The organism is Kordia sp. (genome assembly GCF_965283645.1).
In the GTDB taxonomy this organism is placed as follows: Bacteria; Bacteroidota; Bacteroidia; order Flavobacteriales; family Flavobacteriaceae; genus Kordia.
In genome coordinates, this window is the sequence record NZ_CBDIPG010000001.1 from 5,280,557 (window position 1) to 5,294,275 (window position 13,719).

At 30.1% G+C, this 13,719-nt stretch carries 9 protein-coding genes; 1 reads left to right on the forward strand and 8 read right to left on the reverse strand.

The window, feature by feature from the left end; all coding sequences use genetic code 11:
• The first annotated feature begins 169 nt into the window (after positions 1-169).
• Positions 170-1,429 carry an aminotransferase class I/II-fold pyridoxal phosphate-dependent enzyme gene (locus tag ACQ654_RS23220; protein ID WP_430412733.1) on the forward strand — a complete coding sequence of 420 codons (1,260 nt, stop codon included), beginning with the start codon at positions 170-172 and terminating at the stop codon, positions 1,427-1,429.
• Between the two features lie 63 nt (positions 1,430-1,492).
• On the opposite strand, the gene ACQ654_RS23225 is transcribed toward ACQ654_RS23220, so the two are convergent.
• The 8 genes from ACQ654_RS23225 to ACQ654_RS23260 form a co-directional block, all read right to left on the reverse strand.
• Positions 1,493-2,179 (reverse strand): hypothetical protein, encoded by a 687-nt coding sequence (locus ACQ654_RS23225; protein WP_430412734.1) that lies wholly within the window; start codon positions 2,177-2,179, stop codon positions 1,493-1,495.
• 23 nt (positions 2,180-2,202) lie between these two features.
• Positions 2,203-3,915 (reverse strand): hypothetical protein, encoded by a 1,713-nt coding sequence (locus tag ACQ654_RS23230; RefSeq protein ID WP_430412735.1) that lies wholly within the window; start codon positions 3,913-3,915, stop codon positions 2,203-2,205.
• 41 nt (positions 3,916-3,956) lie between these two features.
• Positions 3,957-5,402, reverse strand: coding sequence for a hypothetical protein (locus ACQ654_RS23235; RefSeq protein ID WP_430412736.1), 1,446 nt, complete (start codon positions 5,400-5,402; stop codon positions 3,957-3,959).
• A gap of 76 nt (positions 5,403-5,478) precedes the next feature.
• On the reverse strand, positions 5,479-6,735 hold the full coding sequence (locus ACQ654_RS23240) for a hypothetical protein (protein ID WP_430412737.1): 1,257 nt from the start codon (positions 6,733-6,735) through the stop codon (positions 5,479-5,481).
• A 5-nt stretch (positions 6,736-6,740) separates the two neighbouring features.
• A complete protein-coding gene (locus ACQ654_RS23245; protein WP_430412738.1) occupies positions 6,741-10,202 on the reverse strand; it encodes a hypothetical protein in 3,462 nt (1,153 codons plus the stop codon).
• Positions 10,203-10,204: 2 nt separating this feature from the next.
• The gene (locus ACQ654_RS23250; RefSeq protein ID WP_430412739.1) at positions 10,205-11,716 is read right to left on the reverse strand and encodes a hypothetical protein; all 1,512 of its coding nucleotides are present in this window, start codon (positions 11,714-11,716) and stop codon (positions 10,205-10,207) included.
• A 32-nt stretch (positions 11,717-11,748) separates the two neighbouring features.
• Positions 11,749-12,171, reverse strand: coding sequence for a hypothetical protein (locus ACQ654_RS23255; RefSeq protein WP_430412740.1), 423 nt, complete (start codon positions 12,169-12,171; stop codon positions 11,749-11,751).
• 6 nt (positions 12,172-12,177) lie between these two features.
• The gene (locus tag ACQ654_RS23260) at positions 12,178-13,671 is read right to left on the reverse strand and encodes a hypothetical protein (RefSeq protein ID WP_430412741.1); all 1,494 of its coding nucleotides are present in this window, start codon (positions 13,669-13,671) and stop codon (positions 12,178-12,180) included.
• Positions 13,672-13,719 lie beyond the last annotated feature (48 nt).

The following is a 13,719-nucleotide window of genomic DNA, read 5'->3' on the forward strand; positions in this document are numbered from 1 at the left end:
ATATAAAAGTATCTTCAAATTATATCATAAAAAGCGATCAACTCAACATAAAAGTGTAATAATTATGATAGCCACATAAAAATATTTATTTTTGCCGTTGAAGTTTTTAAAAAACTTCTTAAATTACTACGATAACCCGAATTGATACATAAAGAAAAACTTAGATAGAATGAAGGACTTATTTGCTAAAATATACAGAGATAAAGGACCATTAGGAAAATGGGCATCACAAGCAGAAGGATATTTTGTATTTCCAAAGTTAGAAGGAGAAATCTCTAATCGAATGAAGTTTCAAGGGAAAGATGTAATAACTTGGAGTATCAATGATTATTTAGGATTAGCAAACCATCCAGAAGTTCGTAAAGTAGATGGAGAAGCTGCTGTTGCTTATGGTTCGGCTTATCCAATGGGTGCACGAATGATGTCTGGTCATACAGACTTGCACGAGCAATTACAAAATGAATTAGCAGAGTTTGTAGGGAAAGAAGCTACATACTTGCTAAACTTTGGTTACCAAGGAATGGTTTCTACAGTTGATGCATTAGTTTCTAAAAATGATATCATTGTATATGATGTAGATTCACATGCATGTATAATTGATGGTGTTCGTTTACATATGGGGAAACGTTTCACATTCAAGCATAACGATATTGAAAGTTTAGAAAAAAACTTAGAAAGAGCTACGAAGATGGCTGAACAAACTGGCGGAGGAATCTTAGTAATCTCTGAAGGAGTTTTTGGAATGCGTGGTGAGCAAGGAAAACTTAAAGAAATAGTTGCCTTAAAGAAAAAATATAATTTTAGACTTTTTGTCGATGATGCACATGGTTTTGGAACGCTTGGCGCAACAGGTGCCGGAGCAGGAGAAGAGCAAGGCGTACAAGATGAAATAGATGTATACTTTGCCACTTTTGCAAAATCGATGGCAAGTACAGGTGCATTTATTGCGGCTGACAAAGAAATCATTGATTACTTAAAATACAACTTGCGTTCGCAAATGTTCGCAAAATCATTACAAATGCAATTGGTCGTTGGTGCGTTAAAACGTTTGGATATGTTACGCACGATGCCAGAACTCAAAGAAAACCTTTGGAAAATTGTAAATGCATTACAAAGCGGATTAAAAGAACGCGGATTTGATATTGGAACCACAAAAAGTTGTGTAACGCCAGTATACTTAAAAGGAAGTATTCCAGAAGCAATGGCATTGGTAAAAGACTTGCGTGAAAATCACGGAATCTTTTGTTCAATTGTAGTATATCCAGTAATTCCAAAAGGATTAATTCTACTTAGAATGATTCCAACGGCATCACATACCTTACAAGACGTAGAAGAGACGTTAGTAGCGTTCTCTGCAATCCGTACTCGATTAGAAGATGGAACGTATAAGCGTGTTTCTGCGAAGTTAATTGAGATGATGGGTGAGTAGGCTTTACTTAGAAAATATATATTGAGAAACCCCGAAACTTGTAAGTTTTGGGGTTTTTTGTTTTTATTTAGTAGCTGAATATTCAATTTTTGGAATAATTTGAATTGAAAAGCGTTTGTTATTTTCTTCATTGTCATCTCTGCACAAGCCATTAAAACCACTTCCACAGATTAAAACTTCGGAATTATATTGTCTAAGATCAATACTATTTTTTTGCCAAAGATTATAGACTGCTAATGCTCTGTCGTAACTTTTTGAATAGCCGTAGTTATTATCTTTTCCATATTTTTTATCCCAGGTATTCGCCATGTTTCCTTCAATGATAACCAAATACGAAAAGTTGTTATTTGCAACGTTCAAATCTTTTAATAAGATTTCTAATTTTCTTCCGACTTCTAAGGTAGCATCTCTGTATGTAGACTTTATAGTTGCTTCATTGGGTTCGAAGATTTCTATGTTACTTAATTTTTTTGAAACATATTTTTTACATTCCGATAGATATTTGAAATCGTCATCATTTTGTAAGGGTTTGAATTGTTGCTCTAATTTTAGAATTTGATTTAAGCGTTCGTTTTCTACTTTCAATTCTTGTTGAAATTCAACATATTCTGTATTTTTATTTTGTAGCTCTTTTTGTTCTTTTTTTAGCATTACATACGTTATCACATACAAAACCAATACAACAAAAAACAAGCTTGTCATTAAATCGGCAAAACTGACCCAAAAGAGGTTTTTATTTGTTTTTTTCATTTGATTGGGTTTTATTTTTTTATCTAGTATTTTTTTGATTTTAAAAAAAGTAATACCAAAAAAAACGTATATAAAATTGAAATTAGAATGCTTATCCAATACTCTTTAATCATATACAAATTACATATATTTAGAATTATCAAGGATAGCCCAAATACTAAAGAAATAACTATCAATCCCCAATACCTAAGTCTAATTTTTGTATTGCTTTCATTTTTGTTTTTAACAGCTATAGAATGTGCATAAAAAAAGGTTAAAAATGCTACAGATAAAGAAGATAAAAAGTACAAGTTTACGAGATACACACAAGATGTAATAGGTAATACTGGTTTTAGCAAAACTGGTTTTCTCAATATGGTCGTTTTATTATCATGATTAAACTCTAAGAATATCTTTTCTGCATCATTTTTTTCTTCGGTGAACGATAATAAGTAATGTTTGTTTTTATTAATTCTTCCTACTTCAAATGGAAATAACTTTTGTATTTTTTCTGAATCTTTGTTATTTTTTGATTTGATTAATAAATGATTGTATTTGCTTTTGAATCTAATTGGCTTTAATAGAAAACCATAACTTAAAGTCAGATTAGGTGTTGATAAATTGTCATTCAGATGAAGTTTTCCAACATAGTCTTCTTTATGGTTTTCATTATTGTAAGAATGATACAAAATAATAGGCTCTTTGCTCTGTATAGTTGAACAAAACATACGGTTAATTTGAATCTCTTTGGGAAGATTAGAAGTCAAAAAATTCTGAAACTCGTAAAAGTTAAGATCATTAAAGGCTTTTCTAAAAAGACTCTTTACTCTATTAGAAATCACGATCTTGTTTTTGTTAGAACTGTCAAATGATATAAGATTCACTTGGTTGATAGAATTACTGAGATTATTTAATTCATCGGCAACTTCCAAAAATAGTGAATTTGACTTAACTTCCTCGTGCACAAAATCACTCAGAATTACTAAACTCGAATAATATCCATTATAATTTTTCTTTATTTTTTCTTTATTCAATTCACGTGCTAAATCATGAAAATTTGTTGCTCTTTTGCCAATTTTATAACGCTCATCTTTAATATTTTTTAGATCATCTAAAATTCTTTTAAAAATATTATATAAATCTGAACCTTTTAATTCCTGTTGAATAGTTAAATCGATAAAAGTTTTTTTACTTTTTTTTGAATACCCTTTGTAGAAAATAACTTGAACATAATTAGAATCATAATTTGTATCGTAAAAGATATTGTATAATGCGGTCAATAGAAAGATGTCTTCAACTTTTAAATAATCTATGCCATCAAATAGTTTATGAAATTTATCTTCCAAACTTTTCATTAATTCTTCTTTCAAAGTTTTTTTATACTCTATTCCTTCTCCATTAATTATTAATGAGCCAGTCTTATCTACGACAATTGTAATCTTTCTGTTTTTTACACTATCTATAAATTCATTTTTATTTATGATATTAATAGGGTATTTTTTTTGATTGATTTCAAATTGATCTGCAGGAAATCTCAATATATCATATAGATGAAACCAACTATACTGTGATTTTACATTTATATTGTATTTGTCATGACTAGAATATATATTACTGTGAATGCTAAAGATGAAAGCAATCAAAGCTAAATTTATGATTAGGAATTTGGATATTAGCTTGGGGATGGGGTAATCAGAGATGTCTTTTATTAAGATAAATCCTTTATCAAAGACAATGATTCCTAATGTAATTATCATTAGGAGTAAAAAAGAGAATTTTATGATGGAACAAAAGATTATCATACGTTTCTTTTAAACCATTTTCCAATTCTATTAAAAAAACCATTTTCGGCTCTACGATTACTCGTTTGTAATTCTTTTAAAATAGCCCCTAAAACTTGTTCATTACGATCCAGTTTTGATGAGGTTTCATTCCTTAAAGCAATCGAATTTTCAGTCAAATTATTTAATAATGATAAATTTGAGAGTTGACTTCTGTTTTCAGCAAATGACTTGGTCATTAAATCTTCTTCTCGTTCAGTAATTTCTTTAATCGCTTTTATTTTTGTACGCGTATGACTTTGTAGTTCGTCTAGCGATTTTATTAAAATATCATCTACACTTTTGACGGAATCGTTTAGGATAACTCCGTGTTTATTTAAAACTTGGTAATGATCATTTAAAAATTCTACCAAACGATTACTTAGCTCAACACGATCATCCAGTTTTTCAGCAAGTCCTTGAAAATAATCAGTTTTCTCTAAAAGAGCTAAAAAATAACCTGAGAGTTTTGTGGTTCCAGCAACGGAAGAATTTAATATGTTTACATATTCATTAAACTTTGAAAGGTCTTTGGTAGTTTCTTTCAATTCTGTCAATATGGTCACGTTTGCTTTGGCAAAAGATGTAATATCAATATTCTCTAAATTTTGTAATATTTGATCTTGCATTTTGATGGCGTCATAATTCTTCCCAAGCAAACCACTTAGATGACTGATATTTTGAGTAAAATCTGAATTGAACTGTACTAAATTAGAGTGTAATTTATGAACGCTAGAAGAAATATTCTGATTGAGTACAGGAAGCAATTCCGTTTGTATAAATGTGTAAAAATCATTTTTACATTCTTCTACAATTTTCCGAGCTGTTTTGTGTTTAAAATTGGAATTTTTAACAGTCCAAAATAATCCGTACACACTCGCAAACATGGCAATAGAAACACCTAGTAAAAACCCTTGAATTTCAAAATCGTTTCCACTACTGGATGCTATTAAAAAGTTAACGAGCCCGAAAATGATTCCGAGGATAGTTCCCATTAAGCCTAAATATAAAGGAATGGTAACTGTTTGACTGATATCTTCATCTTCCATATCTACATTACGTTCTGTGATATCTTTGATCAAATTAAAATCTGCGGTAGCGCCTTTATTTTTAAGTAAATACACATTAATTGCAGATAAAATTTTATCAAACACAGGATTCGTGCTGTTTTCAGGATTAATAAGACTTACTTTATTTTCTATTAGAGTATTTCTATCTTCATCTTCTGAAAAGTCATGGTTTTCGTCATCAATTTCAGTTTCGTTGACAGTTTCTTGGCTTTTATATTTTTTTAGACCTTTAAGAATAGTTACAGGCGGATTATTTTGTAAGTCGATGATAGGAATAGCGTATTCAAAAATTTTAAAAAAACCTTCTTTTGGTACAATATCTTCCAACTGCTCAATTTTTCTAGTAGTTTTCAAGGCTCTTTTGGTTTGCATATAAACAATAAAACCTATCAGCAGAAACTCTATTATAGTTACGATATTTATATGGCCACTATTCATAACGTATTTCGGCTTTTTCTTTAATAATCCATCCATCACCTTGCTTTATGGCAAGTCCAGGTTCTATGGTTATAATTTTTTTAGCATATTGATTTAACGCGTCTTTAGAATGACAAGCGAGTTCAATAAATTTTTCAGGTGAATCTAGAGCCATCGAAACACTTTCCATCGTGTTTAAGAATTCAAAGTTAGCTTCGCTATTATTTTGTAATGTGAATTTATAATACTTTCCTGTTTTTTCTGAATTAGAGAATGAGCTTTCTTCAAAAACACCTTCCTTATTTGGTTTGGAAACATACATGATCTTTTCTTCAGCTTTAGGAATTACTGGTAGCTCAGGCTTTTTATAAGTTAAACTTTTTTCAACTTGAGGAATTATTGGAGAAGTGATCTTTGATTCTTGTTTTTGTTTAAATTCTTCTAATTTAGTACTAATAGTAGTATTAATCTTAAGTTCTAATTCTTTTATTTTTGTATTTAATTTTCCTTCAAATTCATCAACTTTGAAAGAGACATCATTACAACTTTGCTTTGAGTTTAGTTCATTCGAATTTAATTTTTTATGTAATTCTCTTATTTTTTGATTAAAATGATAAAAGAGCATCACTGAGCAAATGATCGGTAGTAAAATAATAACCAACCAAATTAGGGAGAATGCTGATTCTTCTTTTGGGTCTATTAGTTTTTCAGGTTTCTTCTTTTGATTGTTGGGTTTCGTATTTGGATTGTTTTGAGAAACTAAAATTTTATCTGAAAAGCTCTTCAATTCTATTTCAAGTATATTTTTCAAATTTGTTACAGATGAATATTTATCAGCTATCGGTTTTATATTTGGATCTTGATAAAATCCTTCTATAATCAGTTCAGTAAATTCCTCTTCTTTATTTGTGTCATAGAATGATTTAACTCTTTCAATTGCGGTATTTAGTTTAGTTGCAAACGTCCTATATTTATTGCGAACCAAAAGTTCAATAAGTTCTGTTTGAGAAATACTTTTATCAATATCGCAATTACTTATTTTAGAAGAAATTTTATTTCTAAATGCTTCTTGTTCTTCTGTGAAAACGGATTCAGCAACATTTTCAGGTTTGCCATTTTCACTGTAACTTTTCGTATACGAATGACTAATTTCACACGCACAATAATTAACCATTTGATTAAAAATTTTTTTGTCGATTTCTTTTTGACCATACATGACAAAAATGCTAAAAACAAAAAGTAAGATACTTTGTATTATTTTATTTTTCATACAATTTATTTTTTAGCATTTTTGACGATCGTGTACGCCAAATTATTCAGCGAACCTTTCAATGGGTAAAAGAAGAGTGATTCTTCAATTTTTATATTGGTATCACCAGACAAAGCCACTTTTTTTTGTGTGAGTCCTTCTTTTAAAAACTTCATGGTATCTTTTTTCAAAGTATCCTTATACATATCAAAATTACTAGGGTTAATGCCAAAATAATTTTTAAAGTTTAGTTCCTCATGTAGAGAAAATAAAATGTCTATAAAGTTGTTTTGTTCTTGAACTATACTATCCAATATCAAATTATTCGTATTAATCGAGTTATAAGTGATTGGAGAAGTTGAAGAAATGGAGTTTTCAGTATCTCCAATGAGTATATTCCTAACAGCATCAAAATCTTTACTTTCTGTATCATCGATTTCTAATCCGCCTTTGCAAGTCACTTCTTTAGGGTTGTCTTCAATCTTGAGTTCTATATCTCTTGGAATTTGTTTTTCATACACTTTGGAGAAAATTAGTGTAGTAAGCTTATTTAACTTAGTTAGATTGCGACTTCCATTGGTGATGAAAATTACTTTAGCACCCGTACCACTGAAAAGAATTTCTTCAGGATATGCTAAATTCTTCACTTTCATTAATTTTGCTGTGTGGTATATAATAGAACTAAAAAATGTAAGAAATACAATCTTTAACTCTCCATCCTCTGATAAAATTTCATCTAAAATTATTGGAATTCGGTTTTTTAAGACAGTCGGGTTTGATGCCAACGAGAAGTAGAATGCAATAATGTCTTCAGATTTATTTCTTTTATTGATCTGGTTGATAGTTCGTTGTATTTCATTTAAGTTGTTTTTAGAAAACAAGTCGTTAAATGAATGCTGGTATTTTTGAATAAAACCATTAATGTTTGGAGAAGCTCCATAACCATCACCAAATATAGTATTAGCTGCATACGTAGCCGATGAGGAAATAATTGGTTTTCCATTTTTGAATACAACAATATCATTGGTGCCACCACCGATATCTACAGAAACTACTGGTCGATCAGAATCTAATACATTTCGGTGATTTTTATAAAAATAAAAAGGTGCTAAGGACTCAGAAATATGTATTGTTTTTTCAACACCCATATATTTTTTTAATGCTTTATTCCATGTTTTCTCCAACACTTCTCTTTTAATGACGGACATACTAGAAGGAAAAAACCAAATTAATTCCGTATTCGCTAAAGATCCATTACTAGAAAGTACTTTTCCTCGAATTAACAACACAAGTTTTTCAATAAATAGTTCTACTCTCGTTCGATTATTGCTATTATCATCATCAAAATCTGACCATTTTAAATTTGTGGTGATATCACTATTTCGCTTGCTTGCATATCTTTCGTAATCAAAAGGAATATTCAAATCTGCCAAAGTGTAAGGTGTTTTACTGTAATCAAGCGTATTACTTTCTCCAGTTACAGTTCTGAATGGAAACTTGAATTCATAATTTTTTCCAATTAAATTAGGAAAAAACTCATGACGAATATATTCGTTTATATTGTCTAATTCATCAACAGTGGATTCGTCTGCTTTATCATCATTTTTAAAATTTTCATGAAGTGTTTCGTATTGAAAATCTTCGGGTGAAATTTCAAAAGGAAAAGGACCTTCATCTTCTACTTTATATTCAATATGCGTATTAGTCGTTCCAAAATCGACAGCAAATTTTAATCGTTTGGTACCGTTTTCCGCTTTAAATTTTGGAATGATGACACCTGAAGCATGGCTATGTTGTAGTAACATAAAATCAAAATTATCTTTAATAACATAAAAAGAAGTTTCTATGACATCTTCATATTTTTTGGTTCTAGTCGTTTTATGAATTGCATCTGAATCAATTGCAGCATCATTTGCATAAAATGCCAAATTGTAGGTGTAATGTAGCGTATCACCTCTATCTTTATCTAAAAGCATCACTCTGTAATTTGAAGTACTATTCGTTGTTTTGATAAATGGATGAATTGCTAACGATATTTTATTTTGAATGATAATTCCTTTATTTGATTCTAAATCAGGAGTTTTTCCTGCTATTCCTGAAGTTTGATAGGTTCTTGTAAAAGTGACATATTTTACATTGTTATTTCCCTTAATAGGAATTCTAAGAAATACATCGACAGAGTTGGTATAGATTTTCATTTCAATCATTGGCGTGCCATCAAGAAGCGATTTTTGAATATCTTGCGTTGTAAAATATTCAAAAAAGGTACTGTTTAATGGTAGTAAAAACGAATCATTTTCACTGCCCGATTCGTAGGTGACATTTCCATTGAAATAGTTGCTGTCATTTTGTGAATAGGGAATTTTTATCAAATAGGGTTGTAAAAAATCACTAACGGTCAAGTATGGATATTGATCCAATTGCCCAGGTAAAGTACGTTGCTGTAGTGGTGTTTCATCTACATAAGGAACTTCCCAATGAGGATTCCAGTGTACTTTTTCATCGGTGTAAATCAATGCTTCGTTTAGTTTATTTTGTAATACTAAAGGTGTAAAGTCTCCTTCTTTAAGCGGTTTTGTATTTGCAATTACAAATTGACTGACATCAGCAATGATGTTTTTTCGGTCTGCTATTTTTCGTTTTTTTAGTGGAATTCCTATGATTTCTAAATTATCTCCAGGCATTCCTGTATCAACAGTTATATAGTTTTCATTAAACTTTTTAGAAAGGTTCTCTATATTTTCATTTCGTATTTCTGAAATATCTTTATACAAAGAATCACCTTCCAATTTTCTATAATTTTGATCTAGATATTCATAGAAGTCTTTCATTTTTTCTGTCAATTCTCCATGAATCTTGAATAATGAGTGAATGTATTTTTGAAATTCACCTTCTCTTTTGTACAATGGCAACAGTTTATCATCAAAGAAAATATCATTTCCGTTTTCAATATTGGCAAAACTCAAATCATTTCCAGAGGTAAAAAATAACGTAGTCGGAGAGGTGCCTCCAACGATTTTATTTTTATAGAATATAAAGTGAATTCGCCGTACATCATCAAAATTATTAGTGGAAGCATCTTGTTCTAAATATAACGCAAGTGTTTCTCCATATAAGCGATGTTTGGGATTTTGGGAAGTAATTAATTTGTATAAATCACGTTCTTTATCCCATGTTTGAATAGAAACTTCGCCTTTGAGTTTATCAATATTAAAGAATAACTCTGCCAAGTCTAGACAATCGGAAACTAATTGATGATAAATAGTATATCCTTCTAATTGTTGTTTTTGATTTACAAATTCAAAAGCGGTACGAACTAAATCCATACGTGCAAAAGGGCTCGGAATGGATGTTGGTGCTAGTTTAGATTGATCGCCATCTGGATTTTCTATTTTTTCGGTAAGACTTGGTCCGTAAGGCTCACTAATCGATTGCCAATCACGAATATCTTTATTTTCTCCTAGTAGGTTGAATAACTTTGTAGACATAATTAAAATAGTTTTTTATCGATTAATGATTTGGTAGCTTTTGAAAAAACACTCATAAAACGTTTTGGCATATCGGGTGCTTCTTTTATACTTGATGCGCCATCGTTTAAATGCGCTCTGTATAATTCGTAATTGTTTTTAGCGAAAGGATTGAATTTATTTTTTTGTTCTGGAATATTCTTCACTAGTGTGAAGATATTAGTAGAGCCAATTGAAAAGTCTATAATGTTCTGCTGATTGTCTTTCACACTCGTAATTTCGAAAGGAGTGAAAGCAATTTCATTTTCCTTTAATTCAGCCAACCATGCTCTAAAACTTTTATTAAAATCTACTAAGGTTTTGTAAAAGGTTTGATGAAAAAAATTGCTATCTAATATTGGACTATATTCTCTTGCATACGGGTCATTTAAGTTTTTTTCAATTCGTTCTTTATCAAATAAATTAAAATAGAAGTATTTGGTTAAGTTTTCCTTAATTAGATACTCAGTACCACTATACAATTCATTAAATGAAATTGTTTTTGAATCTTTCACCCCAAATTCTTTATACGTTGGATTTACGGCTGAGCCGTCACGAGTTTCCAAATGAATATCTTCCGTATTTGCAAAGTCAATGACAGAAAGGGCAGATGCAAGTTCAATAAAATGAGCATTATTTTTTTGAGACTGTCCACCTTCAATATTTTCGTATTCGTTTTTGGCAACATCGCCAATATAATACAGCATATTCACAGACTTTGTTCCAGTGACACTAGTGGCATAATAATTCAATGCTGCTTTTGTTTTGGTGATGAAGTTGTGACTATTAATTTCTGAATCATCATTTTTCTTCAACTTGAAATAGGGTTTCACCGTAATAGCTCCAATTTTTGCGTTTTTTAAAGATTCGTAGTTCGTTCCGTCGATTTTTCCTTTACGAATATTTTTTAACAATAATGGAAATCCTGCGGCACCTGTTCCTCCAAAAATAGAACTGATAATGAAAATTCGATCATCAGACTGAAAATTTGCAGCAAAACTTTGATAAAAATCTGATTTGGTAAATTGGTTTAAAACCACACTTCCAATGTTTGGATTTCCTTTAAAGCCTACTTCTAAGTTTGCGTTTAAATTTCTCTCAGAAAATAAAATATCTGTCAAATACTTATTATTGGTATCTAAGGAATTATAACCGATAAAGTCTTTAAATTTATCATTTTGAATGCCGTCGAGTTCAAACTGAAAGCTATCAAAAATTTTTCCTCCTTTGTTTTGATCTTTTGTGACGTTTCCTAATGTTGTGATTTTATTTTTGAAAAAATCACAATGTTCATAATTATCAATCGTTTCATGAATCAATTGATATTCTCGTAATATTTTTGAGGTTCTGTTAAGGTCACCACCAGCTCCATCAGGATCAATGATAATAGGAACAATATCAAATTTTGTTTCAACTCCAGTTGCTAATAACATTGTGAGTGATTTTAAGACTCTTCCACCTGTTCCTCCAATTCCAAATACGTAAAGTTTTGCCATAATTGATTTTTATATTTCTTATTAATTAAAAATTACCATTTACCAAATAATAATTTTGGAGTTCCTTGACAGTGTGATTTGAACCATTTAGATTTAGAAATGTACGTCCAGATGATGAAGAATACAGATGCAATGAGCGCATTTTTTAGACCGAAAAAGATGTAATCTAATAATTCGTACTCCAATTCTAATCTTGAGAAAACTCCTTTTGGATACAAAATTCCAATCAAAAAACAGATGATAAAATTCGTCAAAAGAAATAGTGCCCAATATTTAAAAGAATTCAATTTTGGTCTGTTCAAGATAAAATAGTAGAGAATGACAATAAAGAAACTGATAATTATGTTTGTAAAACCTAATTCTGAATAAATTCCTTCTTGATATAAATCATCGGAAAAAGTACCAGTTGGTCCGAAGGGTTCAAAAATTTTAGCGAAAATGTCGTTAATTTCCATGTGTAATTATTTTTTGATAGTTATTTTAATTTCTAAATGTGATGTGTTTTTTGGATTTTGAGTTTGATAGGCTTCTGCAACGCCTTTTATTAAATAATTAAGTCCAAAAGTTTTATCTAACTGTGATTTAATATCCAAGTCATTTGAACTATTACTAGCTTTTACCCATTCGGGTATGTCATTTGATAGTTGTAATGTCAAATTTTGAATAGGATAATTGTTACTTGTTTGGATAGTAAGTAGATGAGTAGCCGTTGTTTTTCCAATCGTTAAAAAATCACGCTTTACGATATTATTTTTATGAATTTCCTCTATGAATTTGATGTTGTAGCCAGTTGTAAGTTGATAATTTTCTGGTTGAAGAATATATTTTTCATCAACGGATAAGTTTTGTAAATCAACAGCAATCGAAAATTGAAGAATTCCATCTTCAAACTCTATTTCATTTATGGCATTTATTGTTTTGGACTTTCGGTCAATCTGTGTAAAATCTCCAATTTTATTGGTTTCTTTCAAGACGGTGAAGAATGGTTCTTTCTTTTGTGCTACATTGGACAATAGATAACTATTATCATATCCTTTCAAAGTTTTTAATTGAATCGTTTTAAGGAAAAACTTAATTTGCTCATTTGATCCGAAAACCCATATATAATAGGGTCTTGTTTCTTTGAGTAGTATTACGGGTTTGTTGTCTTTATCATAATATGTTCCATCAAACTTTGAATTCATTTTTAAAATGAGTGTAGATAAATCAAACTCTTTAGATTTTTCTAAAAACACTCCTTTAGTAAGACTCTTCTGAAACTCCAATGCGCCTTGCGTATCTTTGCCACCACTTAATGAATAAATGCAATCAGAAACCAAAATAGAAATGTTTTTCCTTGAAGTGCTATCCAAAATCATTTGAAAAACCTCATTTAACTTACTTACGCTTCTATTACCAACTTTGTAAGGAGCTTTGCTAGGTTCTAAAGCTTCCATAAATTGATTTACTTCTTTTACCTTAGAAGGATATACTTTGGTATTTATAAAATTCACATCAAAAGATTCATTATCATAATGATATTGTATCTGCACCAACAAGTCGGACAATGCAGCTTCAAATTCAGTAGCATTTTTTACATACCCATCCATGCTAGCTGAGTTTTCAATAAAAACTTGGATGTGTGGTTTTTCTAATGGTTCAACTGCTATTTTTTTTGGATTGAATACCGTTGGATTTTCTTTTCCTCTGCGCTTGTTGGCAATATTGAAAATTAAATGTCTCAATTCATTTGTATTGATTTCATTTTGCTCATTGATCAATGCGGGAAATTTATCTTTGTCTTCATTGATGTAACTAATAATGTTCTTCAATTCTTCTTCATCGACATCGTTATTACTTCGTAAGTCTACTTTTATTTTTCGTTCTAATTCATCTTCAGGATCAGTTCCGCAAGAATTGAATAGCGAGAATACTGTCAGTAATAAAAGTAATCGAGGAAAAGTATAGTTATTCATAGTTGTCTACAATTTTGAATTTTATATAACAAGTTCAAGTCTGAAATC

Bases quoted from the DNA above. Each gene is read 5' to 3' on its own strand.
- ACQ654_RS23220 (WP_430412733.1), top strand. From the start codon at position 170: ATGAAGGACTTATTTGCTAAAATATACAGAGATAAAGGACCATTAGGA.
- ACQ654_RS23225 (WP_430412734.1), bottom strand. From the start codon at position 2,179: ATGAAAAAAACAAATAAAAACCTCTTTTGGGTCAGTTTTGCCGATTTA.
- ACQ654_RS23230 (WP_430412735.1), bottom strand. From the start codon at position 3,915: ATGATAATTACATTAGGAATCATTGTCTTTGATAAAGGATTTATCTTA.
- ACQ654_RS23240 (WP_430412737.1), bottom strand. From the start codon at position 6,735: ATGAAAAATAAAATAATACAAAGTATCTTACTTTTTGTTTTTAGCATT.
- ACQ654_RS23245 (WP_430412738.1), bottom strand. From the start codon at position 10,202: ATGTCTACAAAGTTATTCAACCTACTAGGAGAAAATAAAGATATTCGT.
- ACQ654_RS23250 (WP_430412739.1), bottom strand. From the start codon at position 11,716: ATGGCAAAACTTTACGTATTTGGAATTGGAGGAACAGGTGGAAGAGTC.
- ACQ654_RS23255 (WP_430412740.1), bottom strand. From the start codon at position 12,171: ATGGAAATTAACGACATTTTCGCTAAAATTTTTGAACCCTTCGGACCA.
- ACQ654_RS23260 (WP_430412741.1), bottom strand. From the start codon at position 13,671: ATGAATAACTATACTTTTCCTCGATTACTTTTATTACTGACAGTATTC.